A 15,340-nucleotide genomic window follows, 5' to 3' on the forward strand; every position below is an offset into this window, starting at 1 on the left:
GTATGAGCGACGCCTACCTCACCTCGGACGAGGTCTTCAAGCTGTCAGAGGCCGCCCTGGAAGCGGGCTTGGCCGATCCGACGGTCCGGCCCCTGCTCTTCAGCGGCATCATGCCCCGGTACCGGGCGGTGCTGCCGATGCTGGCGGCCCCCGCCATGCAGGTGCAGTCGGACCTGGACCAGATGAACCAGGTGGAGCGGTTGGTGGACGGAACCGTCCCCCTGGAGACATGGCTGCGCAACGCCGTCGCCCAGACCGTCCAGGCGGGCCCCCGGGCCGTGTTCCAGCGCGCCCTCGACGAGGTGGTGCGCGACTCGTCGGGTGAACCCGACGTGCCGGCGCCCCCGCAGGCCGCGGAGACCAAGGAGGAGGTCGTCTCCACGGACGACACCCTGCCCTACGAGTTCCTCCCCGGCGGTGTCCTCGCGGCCCTCTCGGTGGCCCGCATCAAGGTGTCCCCGTTCCAGGGCGGCGCCCCGCTCCAGCCGAACGGCTACCCGCACTCGGGAACGGGCTGGCTGATCGCCCCCGGCCTGCTGGTCACCAACCACCACGTGGTGACCGCCCGCACCCGCACGGCCGCCGGCCAGGCCCCCGTGGACCCGGCGGACCTGGAGCTCCAGGCCAGGAACTCCCGGTCCCGCTTCGACTACGGTGCCGACGAGACGGAGACCGAGGAGGTGGCCGCACAAGCCCTGCTCGCCTCGGACGCGGGCCTGGACTACGCGGTCCTGCGGCTCGCCGGCGAGACGGAGCGGCCCGCCCTGCGGGTGGCCACCGAGCCGCTGGTGGTCGTACCGGGGGAGCCCGTCGCGGTCAACATCATCCAGCACCCCGGAGGCCAGCCGAAGCGGATCGCCCTGCGCAACAACCTGGTCTTCGAGACGAACGACGAGGACGTCCGCTACTTCACCGACACCCGCGGCGGCTCCTCCGGCTCCCCGGTCCTCACCGACGACTGGAAGGTCGTCGCGCTGCACCGCGGGGCCCGGCGCGTCGACGACGTCGTCTACCAGGGCAAGAGCACGGCGTTCGTCAACGTCGGAACCCAGATGAGCAGCGTCCTGCGCCACCTGGCGGAGCACAGCCCGGCGGTCCACGCCGAGATCGCGGCGGCGCAGGCGGCACTCGGCGGGGCAGAGCGGACCGGAGGTGTGAGATGAGCGGACGGTCACCGGTGGCGACCGGTGCCGAGCAGGTCTTCGGGGACCTGCGCGCGGTGGCCGAGCGGGTCCGCCAGGGCCTGGCGGCGGCCCGGGAGGCGGAGGCGGAGGTCCTGGAGTCCGCCGAGGACGTGCCCGCGGGGCGGGCGCCGGCCGCGGAGATCGGCGGTTGCGCGCTGCGGGAGCGGGCGAGGGTGCTGGAGGCCGGTGCCCGGGGGCTGGAGAAGCTCGCCGCGGGCCGCGCCGACGAGATCGACGAGGACGAGTACTTCGGCGTGGAGGCGATCGTCCTCCTCGAAGGCCGGCCCGCCATCCTCGTCCAGGGGCAGGACTTCCCGTCGCAGCCGGGCGACTGGGCGGTGCTCGACGGCCACCGGGACGGCATCCGCAACTCGATCGCCCGGGTGGGCCGGGTGGACGTCGTCGGGCACCCGCGCCTGGAGTGGGTGGGCACCGCCTTCCTCGTCGGCCCCGACGTGGTGATGACCAACCGCCACGTGGCCGACGAGTTCGCCCGCGAGGACGGCGCCGCGTGGTCCTTCCGCCCGGGGATGGCCGCCCGCCTCGACCTGGCCGAGGAACTGGCCGCAGTCCCGGGGGACGCCTCGCTGGAGTTCGAGGTCACCGAGGTCATCGGGATCCACCCCGACGTGGACCTGGCGCTGCTGCGCGTGGACACCGACGGCGACGACCGGGCGCCGGCCACCCCGCTGGCGGTGGCCGCCGATCCGCCCGCCGACATCCCCGGCCGGCCGGTGTACGTCGTGGGCTACCCGGCGGAGGACAGCCGGCGCAACGAGCCGGAGGCCATGCGCCGGATTTTCATGGACGTGTACAACGTCAAACGGCTCCAGCCCGGCACCACGACCAAACTGGTCCGCGAGCGGCTGACGGTGAACCACGACTGTTCCACCCTCGGCGGGAACAGCGGCTCCCCGGTCTTCGACCTGGCCGACCACCGCGTCCTCGGCCTGCACTACGGAGGCCGCTACGGCTTCGGCAACTGGGCGGTCCCGCTGTGGGAGATGGTGGACGACCCGCTGCTGACCCGCGCGCAGGTCAACTGGGTGTGACGCGCAGGGCGTCGCCGACCAGCCGGACGGCCCGGGACAGCCGGCCCAGCTGCTGGAGTTCGACGGCGTACATCCGGATGGAGCTCTCGATGTGGATCTCGGGCACGCCCATCGAGGGAAGCTCGGCGCGGCTGGTCTCCAGGGCGACCCGGACGGCGCGCATCTCGTGCTGCAACTGGAGCTGCGCGTGCCGGGAGAGCAGGACGGGGCTGCGGGTGAGCGTCGAGTAGGCGCCGTAGCGGGCCGGGAGCAGGTCCCGCAGCCAGCGCATGGCCGTGCGTTCCCAGTCGTGCGTCCCGGGAGCCTTGACCTGGCACGGCCAGTCCGGGCTGAGAGCGGGGGAGAGCGTCTGGCGCATACGTCGCTTCCGAAGGGTGTGGAGCTGATCGAGACGTAGGTGGGCGGCGGCCCCGGCCCAGGGGTTGACCGGGGGCCGCCACAAGCGCTCTGGTGGATCCGCTGCCGGGATCGGCACCCGAGCGGGGCGTGAGGAGGAGTCGTCCCGCCCGGGTATCCGTTCCGGGAGAGCGTTAGGGGTCGCTCTCCTTGGCGCGTCTGACGGATCCGGCGCGCTGCTCAGTAAACATATATACCGTCGAGTAAACAAGAGAATGAAAAATTACATACGGCTCGACGGCATGAAAATGAACGACCAAAACGGACGAAATCCGCCCTAAAGGAAGAAGCCGTGTTGGTCGGCCACCTGTTCGTAACCTTCCAGACGTGCCTGCGTCCGCTCCGGGTCCGCGTCCGCCATCGCCTGGAGCAGCGCCGCCGACAGCACGCCGGGCGCCGCGTACGAGTCGAACACCAGCCGCGCCCCGGTACCGGCGGTCAGCGCCACGTCCGCCTCGTCGACCAGCGGCCCCAGCGTGGTGTCCGTGATCAGCGCGATCTTCAGCCCGGCGGTCCGGGCCGCCCGCAGCGCCGACAGCGTCTCCTTCGCGTGCCGCGGCATCGCGAACGCCAGCGCCCAGGTCCCGCCGGCCTCCCGGGACTGCAGCAGGGCGTCGTACGCCACGCTGCCGCCCCGCGTGACCAACCGGACGTCGGGGTGGATGCGGCGCGCCGCGTACGCGAAGTACTCCGCCAGCGACACGGAGATCCTCAGGCCGAGCACCGTCAGCGGCACCGAGCGGGCCAGCTCGCGGCCGACGTCCAGCAGCTGGTTGGTGTCGGCGAGGAGCCGCCGCACGTTCTCCAGGTTCTCGATCTCGGCGTCCACGGCCGCCTGCAGCTCGTTGCGGCGGTACTGCTCACGGCTCTCCGGCGAGCCCGCGACCGCGCTCAGCGCCATCGGCTGCAGGACGTCGCGCAGGGCCGGGTAGCCGCTGAACCCGAGGGCGGTGGCGAAACGCGTCACCGACGGCTGGCTCACCCCCACCCGCTCCGCCAGCTCGGTGATCGACAGGAACGCGGCCTCGGTCAGGTGGTCGATGAGGTACTGGGCGATGCGCCGTTGGCCCGGCGAGAGGCGGTGGCCGTCGAACAGCCCGCGGACCCGGTCGCCCGGAGCCCGTTCCTGGTCGGGCGACTGCCCGCTCGGCGTGATCGCAGCTGCCTGTGCGCGTGCCTGCTGCCCCGATGACACCGGTGGGCCTCCCTCTCATGTCACTCTTTCTCCAACATAGCTCACGCCCTGTGGTCGGCCGACCGGCCGCGGACGCCCGTTCCGACCGGTGAGACGCGACCGCTGTCGCGGCCCGCCGACCTCTGCAAATATGATGAACGCGGCACGGGGCTTCGGCGCAGCACGCCGCGAGGGCCGAGAGCAGGGACGAGCGACGCATGGATGCACCCGGGAGCAGACCGTGAACCCGCGCCGTGCGCCGCGCCGCACCCCGAGGACTCAGAGCGCCGACGACCTGCTGAGCACCCTCGGCCGGCTCGCCGCCCGGGCCCGCGCCGGCGCCGAGCACCAGCAGCCCCGCGTGGAACTCGCGGAGGCGCTCCAGCGCGAGATGCTGCCCGCCGCCCTCCCCGCCCTGCCCGGGCTGCGCACCGCCGCCCGCTACTCGCCCGCCCGCCACGGCCTGGACATCGGCGGTGACTGGTACGACGGGTTCGGGCTGCCCGAGGGCGCCCTCGCCTTCTCCATCGGCGACGTCCAGGGCCACGACGTGGAGGCCGCCGCCTTCATGGGCCAGGTGCGCATCGGCCTGCGCGCCGTCGCCGCCGTCATCGACGACCCCGGCGAGGTGCTCGCCCGGACCAACGACGTGCTCCTGTCGATGGGGCGCGAGCTCTTCGCCACCTGCACACTGCTCCGCTTCGACCCCGAGACGTGGGAGCTGCACAGCGCCCGGGCCGGCCACGTACCCGCCCTGTGGGCCACGGACGACGGCCGGTACGGGATGGTCGAGGACGAGGGCGGCCTGCCGCTCGGCATGCTCCCCGGCGCCGGGTACGCCGTCACCCGCCGCAAGCTGGACCGGGCGGGGTCCATCGTCCTGGTCACCGACGGGGTCGTCGAAGGCCCCGCCTTCCCCATCGACGTGGGCCTCGAACGGGTGCTCAGGGTCGTCCGGGAGGGCGCGGGCGCGGACCCCGGCGAACTCGCCGCCGAGGTGATGAAGGTGGCCGACTCCACCGGCCACGCCGACGACGCGGCGGTCCTCGTCATCAGCCACAACGCGGGAGGACCCGCACCCGCAACGCGCTAGTGCAGGGCGTCGCGGGGCGGTGAACCCTTCCGGTCCCGGCGCTCGGGCGTGTCACGCCCCGTGGCGCGGCGGCGCCTGTTGTCTGATGCTGTGATGCCCACCGTGGAACGGCGACGGCTGCCCGGCCTGCTCGCCGACACCCTCCGGATCCTCGCCGTCGCGGTCGCCTACTGGGGCACCGGGCAGCTCGGCCTCCTGCTCAGCGTGACCGTCGAGGGCGCGACGGTCACCCCGCTGTGGCCGCCCACCGGCATCGCCGTCGCCGCGCTGCTCTGGATGGGGCTGCGGGTGTGGCCGGGGATCACGCTCGGCGCGTACCTGTCCATCGAGAGCATCAGCGACTTCGACGCCGTCGACACCGGCATCCTCGTGGGCAACACCCTCGCGCCCGTGTGCGCCTACCTGTTGCTCCGCCGGGTCGGCTTCCGGCTGGAGATCGACCGACTGCGGGACGGGCTCGCCCTGGTCTTCCTCGGCGGCCTGCTGCCCATGCTGGTCAGCGCGAGCATCGGCACGAGCATGCTCGTCGTCACCGGTGACCTGCCCCGGGGCGAGTTCTGGTCCGTGTGGTCGGCGTGGTGGGCCGGCGACGCGATGGGCGTCCTCCTCGTGACCCCGGTGCTGCTGGTCCTGCCGCGGCTGTCGATGCCCGCGGACCCCTACCGCGCGGGCGAGGCCGTGCTGTTGCTGGCGGCCTGCGGCGCCGCCACCGCCGTCGCCGCCTACAGCAACCTCTCCATGCTCTTCCTCGTCTTCCCCGTGCTGATCTGGGCGTCCGTACGCTTCCAGCACGCGGGGGGAGCGCCCTGCGCCCTGCTGGTGTCCGTCGTCGCCATCCACGCGGCGACCGACCAGAGCGGCCCGTTCGCCGAGCACACCCTCTTCGAGATCATGGTCAACCTCCAGGCCCTCAACGGCTCCGCGGCGCTGACCGTGCTGCTCCTGTCCGCCCTGGTCGCCGAGCAGAACAACATCCGCCTGAGGATCGAGCAGGTCTGCGAGGAACTCGCCGAGGTCGTCGAACGGCTCACGCCCCGCCGCCCCAAGGACTGACCAGGACCGACCCCAGGAGGCAGGGTCAGGACCCGGGCGCGGTCCTCGGCATGACGGCCCGTCGGGCCGCCGCCGTTGATGCTCCTATTGGCTGTCAAGCAGCGGTGAGCCAGTCGCGGTAGGCATGGGCAAGGTCGTCGTCTCGGCGGATTCCTCGTTCGAGGGTGGAGATGGTGGCCGGCCACACCCCGAAGTGGCGTGCGGCGGCGGTGAGGGTGATGAAACGCGACCAACGGGCCCACCTTGCTCCGGCCGCTTGACACACAGAGGCGCTATCAGGTCATGTTCCGCCCGGCCGGAGCCGTAAGAACAGGCTCCGGCGGCCGGACAGAACAACCGGAGGACAACCCAGCAGGGCGTCAGTCAGTGCCCGAGCCACGACCACCGGAACCTGAGTATCAGCATCAATGTCAGTGCCGGCACCTAGCTTTGCGTGCATGAGCCGATCCACTCAGGCCCTCGCCTACGCACGCCCCTCCGCCCTCACCTCCGACCGGGGAGGGCGGCTCCTCGGACTGGAGACCTCCGGAGGGCTGACCCCGGCCGGCCCCGAGGCCCACCCGCAGTTCTTCGCCGGGTTCCTGAGCTCCCCCCAGGCCGCCGCGCGCGGACTGCTCGCCGTGGCCGACGTCGCCGCCGCCCGCTACTACCAGCGCACCCTGCGGGCCTCCCTGGATCCCGTCGTCACCGCGAACGGCGACCGGCTGCGGTTCGAGTCGTTCTCCGGCTGCTGCGGGGTGTACGCCCGGCTGGACGTGCTCCCCGAGGGCCTCGACGGCGCGGACACCGGCCACGGCACCACCAACGTCGACGTCAACAACCCGCTGCGCGACGCCCTCTCGCGGATGGCCGGCGACGATCCGCTGCACCTGCGCGTCGGCCCCGACGAGCTGGCCGTCACCACCCTGGACGGGCCGCTCCTGGAGAAGAAGGTCCCGCTGCCCGACCGCTGGCTGCGCGGCTTCGCCGAATCCCAGGTGCTGTCCGCCGGGTTCGACCTGCGCGCCGAGCTGTCCGCGGCCGAGGCCGTACGGTTCCTGCGCAGCCTCCCGCGCAGCCCTGCGGGGGCCACCGGCGGTGCCTCCCGCGGACCCCTGTGGGTCGTTCCCGTCGGCGCCACGCTGCGGCCCACCACCCGGCCGGTCCCCGGAGCCGTCTGCCTGCCCGGCCCCGAGCGGCTCGCCGCCTTCCAGCGGGTCCTGCGGTACGCGACCGGCCTGCGCGTGTACGGGCCCGCGGCCCACGGCGGCGCGTCCACCGCCGCCGCGTGGGAGCTCGCCCTGCCCGGCATGCGCCTGACCCTCACCCTCTCCCCGGAGCCCGCCCGCGGCTTCTCCGGCGAGGGCGGTGTCCTGGAGGCGCTCGCCACCGACGAGGCGGCCGCCGACGCCGAGCTCGTCTCCGTCCTGCTCGCCTGGGAACCCCGCATCGACACCGCCGACCTCGCCGAACAGTGCGGACTGAGCACCGTGCGCGTCCGCGCCGCCCTCGCCCGTCTCGGCACCGCGGGCCGGGTCGGTTACGACGTCGCCGAAGCCGCCTACTTCCACCGCGAGCTGCCGTACGACGCCCACCGCGCCGAACGCCACAACCCCCGGCTGGTCGCCGCCCGGGCGCTGCTCGCCGAGGGCTCGGTCCTGCTGCACGCCGACGCCACCGCCACCGTCCTCTCCGGGGAGCGCCGCTACCAGGTCCGCGAGGCCGCCACCGGAGTGCTCAGCTGCACCTGCCAGTGGTGGGCCGACTACCGCGGCCGCCGCGGCCCGTGCAAGCACGCCCTGGCCGTCCGCATGGCCCGGCGCGCCGAGACCGCGTCCGCCGCCGCCCCTGCCACCACCCCCGCCCCCACCGTTCCGGCCGCCGGAGAGACCCGATGAACACCGACACCCTCCACAGCGCCGTCCTCGACGCCGTGCACGCGGGCCGCACCGACCGCATCCCCGGCCTGATCAAGCACCTGCCGCCCGCCGACCGCCGCGCCCTCGTACCCGAACTCACCGCACTGCGCCGCGAGATCCGCGGCTGGGACTGGAACCGCCGGGCCGACAGCGAGCGGATACGCCCCGGCCTTCTCCTCGCCGGCGCCGGCTGCCACACCGGCGCGGCGGCCGCCGCCTCCTGGATCGCCGCCCGAGAGCTGCGCGAACCCGGCGGCTCCAGGAACGGGGCACTGCTCAAGGTCCTCGCCGACCGCGAGCCGGCCTGGCTCGGGGACCTCGCCCACCGCCTCGCCGCCCGCGCCGCCACCGTCGAGGGCCAGTACCGCCTGATCCGGGAGCTGCTGCTGCGGGCGCCCGACGACTGCCCGCCGCCCACCGGCGACCCGTTCGTGCACGCCTGGGTCCGCCACATGTCCTACGGCGGCCACGCGGGCTCCGCCCGCACGCTCCGCATCGCGCTGCGCGAGGAGCCGTACGTACGCGAGCTGGTGCCCCGGCTGTTCGAGACCGCCGAGACCCCCGAGGCCCTCGGCTGGTACAGCGCCCCCGGGGTCCCCGGCCGCTGGCCCGCGGAGCTCGCCGCGCTCGCCGCACGGGGCACCGTCGAACGGCGGACCCTGCTCGACGGCTGCCTCGCCCGCCTGCTGCGCGGCGGCCGCCCCGCAGGGCTCACCTTCTTCACCGACCTGCTGGCCGTCCTCGAACCCACCGAGGACGAGCAGGAGGAGCGGACCGCGGACTGGATCGCCCTGGCCGCCGACGCGCACTCCCCGCTCGCCGGCCACGCCCAACAGGTCCTCGCCGGCCTCTTCGAAGCGGGCCGACTGCCCGCCGAGCGGCTCGCCGAGATGTCGGCCGCCGTCCTCTTCCGCCCGGAGAAGAAGCTCGTCCGCGCCCAGCTGGTGCTCCTCGGCAAGGCGCTGCGGCGGCAGCGGGACGACCGCTCCGTCCTGCTGCCCGCCGTCGCCGCCGCCTTCGGCCACGCCGACACCGGCCTGCAGGAGCGCGCCCTGAAGCTCGTCGCCGCCCATCTGCGCCCGGAGGACGACGACCTGCGCACCGAACTCGCCTTCCAGGCCGAACTGCTCAGCCCCGCCCACCGGCGCACGGCCGCCGAACTGCTCGGCGCCGTCGCCGAAGCCGCCGACCCGGCGCCTCCGTACGCGGAGACCCTGCCGCCGGCGCCGGTTCGCCGCCCCGCCCCCTCGGCACCCCTCTCGCTCGCCGAGACCGTCGAACTCGTCGCGGCCCTGGTCAAGTCCCGGCAGCCGACCACAGAGGAGTTCGAGACGGCCGTCGACGCCCTCGTCCGCCATGCCCACCGAGACCGGGCGGAACTCGCCACGGCCCTGCGCCCCGCGCTCGCCGACCGGCCGTGGATCGGCGACGGCGGGTACCACGCGGACCCCGAATGGCTCCGGGGCCTGGAGCTGGTCGCCGCGACCGTGCTGGGACACGTGCGCGCCCACGACCTGCGCGCGGGCCGTGGCCTGCGCGACGACCGGTCGGGGCAGGACTGCGCCCACACCGCCATGGGCGAGGTGACCACGGCCCGGCTGTTCGAGGCGGCCGGCCGGATCCTGACGGACCCGCTGCCGTTCCTGCTCGCCACGCCGACCTGGGACACGGGGTCCCTGGAACCCTCGGACCTCGTCGAACGCCTCGCCGCGTACGGGCGCCTGGGCGCCGCCCCCGCCCCCGTCGACTTCGGGCAGGCGCTGCTGCGGGTACGGCGCGACCCGGATGCCGCCCCGGCGGCGGCCGCGCTCGGCACGTCCGAGGGTGACCGCCTCGCGGCCTGGCTGACCGGGGCGGGCGAGCCGCCGCGCACGGTCCGCCGCGTCGCGGAGCCCTCGTCCCGGCGGCACAGCTGGTGGGTCGGACAGACGCGGGACCGGGTGCGGCGGATCGTCGTCGACGTCGCGGCACGGCCGGTGCTGGCGGCGGAGTTCCCGCCGGCCTTCCACCGGCTCGGCCGCGCCTTCTCCGGCTCCGCCGACCGCTGCTACCACTGGGACGGCTGGGAACTCGCCCAGCTCTCGGTCCTGCCCGAGGACCGCGAGACACAGGCGGTCCTGCTGCTGCCCGAGCTGACCGCGTGCGCCGCCGTCGAGGAGCGCGGTGCGGGGCAGAGGCTGTCCCGGCTGGCCGAACTGGGCGGGCCCGCGGGCCCCGTGCTGCACCTGGCGGTGGCCACCGGGCTCGGCGCCCGGCACGCCGAGGACCGGCTGGCGGCCGTGGACGCGCTGCTGGTGCTGGCCGCGCGGCAGGAGCTCGACACCGGACTGCTCGGGCGGGACCTCGCCGAACTGCTCGCCCTGGGCACGGTCAAGCCCAACCGGCTCGCCGACGCGGTGCGGACGGCCGCCGGCACGGGGGCGTACGCGACCACCTGGGCGGTGCTCGCCGGGGCGCTGCCGGCCCTGCTGACGGACGGCGGCGTGCGGGGCGCGGGGGAGGTGCTGGCCGTGGCCGCGGAGTGTGTCGAGGCCTGCGGCGCCGTGGGTCCGGAGCCCGAGGGACTGGCGGAGACCGCCGGGCGGAGCGGGTCGAGCCAACTGGTCGCGCAGGCCCGGCGGCTGCGTACGGCGCTGGCGGCGGCCGGTACGGCCGTACCGGGCGTCTGACGTCCCGCCCGGTACACGCGTCCGCCCGGCAGCGAGCGGTCGCTGCCGGGCGGAAGTGCGCGGGGAGGTGTCAGCCCTTGGGGACGCGGATGACGACGGTGCTGCACACCTTGTCGGCGAAGGTCTGCTTCTTGTCGTCCCACAGCGGCCACAGCCAGCCGATGTAGCAGGGCAGGCCGTCGAGGAAGTGGGCCAGCTTGCGGACGAAGGCCATGCCGAATCCGAGGGTGTTGCCGTCGGACTCGCGGCGGAGGCTGATGCCGACGACCTTCTTGCCGATGGTCTGGCCGGTGGAGCCCTCGCGGTACAGCTGGTAGAAGGCCATGGCGACCGCGTACAGCGCGCCGACCGCGAAGAAGACGCCGGGCTGGGCGTTCGCCGGGTCCGAGGAGGTGCCGAGGTCGATGAAGCCCAGGGCGTACATCGGGCCGGCGATGATCAGCATGTCGAGCAGGTACGCGCCGACCCGCAGGCCCCAGTGGGCGAGCTCGGGCATCCCCATGCCCGGCATCCCCGGCATCCCCGGCATGCCGGGGGCGGGGTGGCCCGGGTACGGCGCGGGCGGCTGCTGCGGGTAGCCGTACTGGGGCGGGACGCCCTGCGGGGGCTGCTGGGGGTAGCCGTACTGCGGGGGCACGCCCTGGGGAGCCTGCTGCGGGTAACCGGGCTGACCCTGCGGGGGCTGCTGGCCGTACGGGTTGTTCGGGTCGCCGAAGCTCATGGCGAAATCTCTCCGGTGTCGGAAATGGGGACGATGCGGGCCGAGTGAGGGAACGCTGCCATTTGACCGGTTTGCCCCCCATGAGCAGCCGCGATGTTGCGGCCAACATCGTTGTCGTTTAATCGACCAGTTGTCCAATCGGCGATTCTCGGCCAATTTGCCCCGTCAGGTACACGCGGAGGCGAAGGGGCTGGCCGAATCCGATGCGCACGATTCCCGGGAAAAGCGACTCGGTGGTAACTTCCGCGAGTTGATCTTGCCGGTGGCCCGGTCTGCGGCACGGCGATCCCTCGTTCACGGTACAAGGTTCAAGGAAGTCACATTGCACCGCCATTCCCTTTTGCGTTCCTCCGCCCTTGCCGCCGGCGCCGCCCTCTCGGCGGGCGTCCTCGCCCTGTTCCCCGCGTCGCCCGCGGTGGCCGCGCCCGCAGCGGACGGTGCCTCGGCCCCGCACCTCGACGCGGTCGAGCAGATGCTCCGTCAGGTGTCCCCCGGTCTGGAGGGGTCGGTGTGGGAGCGGACGGGCGGCAACGTCCTGGACGCGTCCTCGGCGGGCGGTGCCGACTGGCTGCTGCAGACCCCCGGCTGCTGGGGTGACAACACGTGCGCGACGCGCCCCGGAACGCAGCGCCTGCTGACGAAGATGACGGAGAACATCTCCCAGGCGACGCAGACCGTCGACATATCGACCCTCGCACCCTTCCCCAATGGTGCGTTCCAGGACGCCATCGTCGCCGGCCTGAAGTCCTCGGCCGGGCGCGGCAACAAGCTCAAGGTGCGCATCCTCGTCGGCGCCGCCCCCGTCTACCACCTGAACGTGGTGCCGTCGAAGTACCGCGACGAACTGGTCGCCAAGCTCGGCCCCGACGCCGCCCGCGTGGACCTCAACGTCGCCTCGATGACCACCTCGAAGACGGCGTTCTCCTGGAACCACTCCAAGATCCTCGTGGTGGACGGCCAGTCCGTCATCACCGGCGGCATCAACAACTGGAAGGACGACTACACGGAGACCTCGCACCCGGTCGCCGACGTCGACCTCGCGCTGCGCGGGCCGGCGGCCGCCTCGGCGAGCCGGTACCTGGACGAGCTGTGGTCCTGGACCTGCCAGAACAAGAGCAACATCGCCAGCGTCTGGTTCGCCTCCTCCAACGGTGCCGCCTGCACGCCCGCACTGGCCAAGGACAACCCGGCGCCCGCGCCCGCGCCCGCGCAGGGCCAGGGCGGCGGCGTGCCGGCCATCGCCGTCGGCGGTCTCGGCGTCGGCATCAAGCGCAACGACCCGGTGAGCGCCTTCCGGCCCACCCTGCCCAGCGCCCCCGACACCAAGTGCGTCGTCGGCCTGCACGACAACACCAACGCGGACCGCGACTACGACACCGTCAACCCCGAGGAGAGCGCGCTGCGGACGCTGATCTCCAGCGCGAACCGGCACATCGAGATCTCCCAGCAGGACATGAACGCGACCTGCCCGCCGCTGCCCCGCTACGACATCCGGGTCTACGACGCGCTCGCCGCGAAGATGGCCGCCGGCGTCAAGGTCCGCATCGTCGTCAGCGACCCCGAGAACCGCGGCGCCGTGGGCAGTGGCGGCTACTCGCAGATCAAGTCGCTGTCCGAGATCAGCGACACGCTGCGGGACCGCCTCGCGCTGCTGACCGGTGACCAGGGCAAGGCCCGCGCCGCGATGTGCTCGAATCTGCAACTGGCCACGTTCCGCAGCGCGCAGAGCGCGAAGTGGGCCGACGGCCGCCCGTACGCGCAGCACCATAAGCTGGTCTCGGTGGACGGCTCGGCCTTCTACATCGGTTCGAAGAACCTCTACCCTGCGTGGCTGCAGGACTTCGGCTACATCGTGGAGAGCCCGGCCGCGGCCGGCCAGCTGAACGACGAACTGCTCGCCCCGCAGTGGCAGTTCTCCCGTGAGACCGCCACGGTCGACCACGAGCGCGGCATCTGCCAGGCCTGATCCGCCGCCCGCGGGCGTGAGCGCCCGCGCGAGTGGCCCGGCCCGCGCACGTGGGCCCGCCCCCGGCCGAGTCGGGCCGGGGGCGGGCCGTGCCGGGTGCGGCGGGGTGGGTCAGTGGAACAGCATGGAGGCGTCGCCCGCCGCGGTGGTGACGGAGCCGGGGCACAGGAAGCTGCCCGAGACCTTGGTCGCGGTGAAGGCCTGGTTGACGTACTTGCGGGTGGCCCCGTCCCGGTTCCAGGTGAGGTTCGAGGCCTTGTAGCGGCAGGAGATGAAGCTCTGCCGGCCGGTGATGTCGATGGCGTCCGTCTTCGCGGTGCCCGCGGCGTCGTCGAAGGTGAAGACGGGGTTGTTGTTGAGGGCGGCGGTGATGCCGCCCGCGCAGCTCAGGTTGCCGCCCGGGGTGTTGATGGTCGTGCGGTCGACGGTCAGGGTGCTCGGGGGGTTGGCGCTGGTGTGCGCGTTGGTCCAGCTGCAGGTGTTGCCCGCGACCACGATGGTTCCGTCGAGCCGTTGGTCGGCCGAGGGGCCGAGGGCGCTCGCCGGAACGGCGCTGCAGACGAGCAGTGCGGCCGCCAGGGCGGTCATGCCCGGCCATGTCGAGGTCTTCATGCTGTCGCTCCTCTTCGCCACGTCCTGTGGGGTGTGAAGCGGGGCCTGGGTGGGGCCTCGCCGGCGTGCACCCGGCGGGCGGAGGCGGTGTCCGCGTACCGGCCGGGGGAGAGAGCTGGTGCGACGTACGCCACGGAAGGTCCCACGACGACCTTGAAATGTCAGGAGCATGCCAAGACTTTGGCCGGATCGGCCCCTTCGTCCCGGCCCCCCGCCGCCCCCGCACGGCTGCAAGTCAGCGGCATCATGGGGGAATTCGACCGATACGCATGAGGACCACATGACCCAGCAGGCTGCATCCGCCCCCCTCCCCTGCCCCTTCGACGAGTCGTTCGCCGCCGACCCGCACGCACTGTACGCGCGGTTGCGCGCCGCCGGACCCGTGCACCGCATCGCGCTGCCCGACGGATCCCCCGTCTGGTTCGTCACCGGCGAGGCCGAGGTGCGCAGCGGGCTCTCCGACCCGCGGCTTTCGGTCAACAAGCGGCACTCCACGACCGGGTTCAGCGGCTTCTCCCTGCCGCCCGCCCTCGACCGCAACCTGCTGAACGTCGACCCCGAGGACCACCTGCGCCTGCGCCGCCTGGTGTCCCAGGCCTTCACCCCGCGCCACGCCGAACGCCTGCGGGCCGGCGTCCAGGACAGCGTCGACGACCTGGTGGCGCGGCTCGCGGACCGGATCGCCGCCGACGGCGAGGCCGACCTGGTCGCGGAGCTCGCCCACCCGCTGCCCCTGCGGGTCATCGGCGCGCTGCTCCGCATACCCGGCCCCGACCAGGAGCGGTTCGCCGGCTGGATCGCCACGATGCTCGCCCCGCGCTCGCGCGAGGACCTCGTCACCGCGGTCGGGGCCGTCCACGGCTTCCTCGTCGGCCTCGTGGCCGAGCGGCGCGCGCAGCCCGGCGAGGACCTGCTCTCCGACCTGATCGCCGCCCGCGACGAGGGCGACCGCCTCACCGAGGACGAACTGGTCTCCCTCGCCTTCCTGATCCTGATGGCCGGCAGCGAGAACGTCCAGCACGTCATCAGCGCGGGCGCGCTCGCCCTGACGACCCACCCCGAACAGCTGAACGCCCTCCGCGCGGACCCCGCCCTGCTCCCCGGTGCCGTCGAGGAGCTGCTGCGCCACACCTCTCCCAACCAGACGGCGATCCGCCGCTTCCCCACCGAACCCGTGGAGATCGGCGGCGTCCCGATCCCGGCCGGCGACACCGTGCTGTTCTGCCTCGCCTCCGCGCACCGGGACCCGGCCCGCTACCCGGACCCCGACCGCTTCGACATCACCCGCGAGGACAAGGCCCACCTCGCCCTCGGCCACGGCCTGCACTACTGCCTGGGAGCCCCGCTGGCCCGGCTCCAGATCGGCGCCGCACTGGGCACCCTGCTCGACCGGCTCCCGGACCTCCGCCCGGCCCGCCCGCTCGACGCGCTCCCGTGGGCCGCCACGTTCCGCTTCCACTTCCTGCGGGCCCTGCCGGTCACCAGCCGCCGGTAGACCGGCCGGCCCGCGTCCGGATGCGGG

12 protein-coding genes are annotated in these 15,340 nt (G+C 73.5%); 8 read left to right on the forward strand and 4 right to left on the reverse strand.

The features are described from left to right. Window positions 1-2: 2 nt before the first annotated feature. Both ACZ4VL_RS00210 and ACZ4VL_RS00215 read left to right on the forward strand, forming a co-directional pair. Window positions 3-1,163, forward strand: coding sequence for a trypsin-like peptidase domain-containing protein (locus ACZ4VL_RS00210; RefSeq protein ID WP_468193644.1), 1,161 nt, complete (start codon window positions 3-5; stop codon window positions 1,161-1,163). After that, complete coding sequence (locus ACZ4VL_RS00215; RefSeq protein WP_468193646.1) at window positions 1,160-2,236, forward strand: trypsin-like serine peptidase; 1,077 nt, start codon at window positions 1,160-1,162, stop codon at window positions 2,234-2,236. The genes ACZ4VL_RS00210 and ACZ4VL_RS00215 overlap by 4 nt, the downstream gene beginning before the upstream one ends. Here ACZ4VL_RS00215 and ACZ4VL_RS00220 read toward each other — a convergent pair. Both ACZ4VL_RS00220 and ACZ4VL_RS00225 read right to left on the reverse strand, forming a co-directional pair. Beyond that, window positions 2,223-2,594 carry a hypothetical protein gene (locus ACZ4VL_RS00220; protein ID WP_361086258.1) on the reverse strand — a complete coding sequence of 124 codons (372 nt, stop codon included), beginning with the start codon at window positions 2,592-2,594 and terminating at the stop codon, window positions 2,223-2,225. The two genes, ACZ4VL_RS00215 and ACZ4VL_RS00220, sit on opposite strands and share 14 nt — an antisense overlap. A gap of 315 nt (window positions 2,595-2,909) precedes the next feature. Then, window positions 2,910-3,827: a MurR/RpiR family transcriptional regulator gene (locus ACZ4VL_RS00225; protein WP_468193648.1), complete on the reverse strand. Its 918-nt coding sequence runs from the start codon at window positions 3,825-3,827 to the stop codon at window positions 2,910-2,912. Window positions 3,828-4,047: 220 nt separating this feature from the next. Here ACZ4VL_RS00225 and ACZ4VL_RS00230 point away from each other — a divergent pair, with 220 nt between their 5' ends. The 4 genes from ACZ4VL_RS00230 to ACZ4VL_RS00245 all read left to right on the forward strand — a co-directional run bounded on the left by ACZ4VL_RS00230 (window position 4,048) and on the right by ACZ4VL_RS00245 (window position 10,519). Further along, on the forward strand, window positions 4,048-4,899 hold the full coding sequence (locus tag ACZ4VL_RS00230) for a PP2C family protein-serine/threonine phosphatase (RefSeq protein WP_468193651.1): 852 nt from the start codon (window positions 4,048-4,050) through the stop codon (window positions 4,897-4,899). Window positions 4,900-4,992: 93 nt separating this feature from the next. Next, on the forward strand, window positions 4,993-5,952 hold the full coding sequence (locus ACZ4VL_RS00235; RefSeq protein ID WP_468193654.1) for an MASE1 domain-containing protein: 960 nt from the start codon (window positions 4,993-4,995) through the stop codon (window positions 5,950-5,952). Window positions 5,953-6,389: 437 nt separating this feature from the next. Next, window positions 6,390-7,829, forward strand: a complete 1,440-nt coding sequence (locus ACZ4VL_RS00240) for an SWIM zinc finger family protein (protein WP_468193656.1) — start codon at window positions 6,390-6,392, stop codon at window positions 7,827-7,829. Then, complete coding sequence (locus tag ACZ4VL_RS00245; protein ID WP_468193658.1) at window positions 7,826-10,519, forward strand: DUF6493 family protein; 2,694 nt, start codon at window positions 7,826-7,828, stop codon at window positions 10,517-10,519. Before ACZ4VL_RS00240 ends, ACZ4VL_RS00245 begins: the two co-directional genes overlap by 4 nt. A 70-nt stretch (window positions 10,520-10,589) precedes the next feature. On the opposite strand, the gene ACZ4VL_RS00250 is transcribed toward ACZ4VL_RS00245, so the two are convergent. Continuing rightward, window positions 10,590-11,240 (reverse strand): RDD family protein, encoded by a 651-nt coding sequence (locus tag ACZ4VL_RS00250; RefSeq protein WP_468193659.1) that lies wholly within the window; start codon window positions 11,238-11,240, stop codon window positions 10,590-10,592. Window positions 11,241-11,562: 322 nt separating this feature from the next. Here ACZ4VL_RS00250 and ACZ4VL_RS00255 point away from each other — a divergent pair, with 322 nt between their 5' ends. Next, entirely contained in the window at window positions 11,563-13,206 is a 1,644-nt protein-coding gene (locus ACZ4VL_RS00255) for a phospholipase D-like domain-containing protein (RefSeq protein WP_468193660.1), read from the forward strand. Between the two features lie 111 nt (window positions 13,207-13,317). Here the strand turns inward: ACZ4VL_RS00255 and ACZ4VL_RS00260 are convergent, their stop codons facing one another. Beyond that, window positions 13,318-13,818 (reverse strand): hypothetical protein, encoded by a 501-nt coding sequence (locus ACZ4VL_RS00260; protein WP_468193661.1) that lies wholly within the window; start codon window positions 13,816-13,818, stop codon window positions 13,318-13,320. A gap of 280 nt (window positions 13,819-14,098) precedes the next feature. On the opposite strand from ACZ4VL_RS00260, the gene ACZ4VL_RS00265 reads away from it, so the two are divergent. Then, on the forward strand, window positions 14,099-15,313 hold the full coding sequence (locus tag ACZ4VL_RS00265; protein ID WP_468193663.1) for a cytochrome P450 family protein: 1,215 nt from the start codon (window positions 14,099-14,101) through the stop codon (window positions 15,311-15,313). Window positions 15,314-15,340 lie beyond the last annotated feature (27 nt).

It is taken from the genome of Streptomyces sp. NPDC029014 (assembly GCF_055564695.1).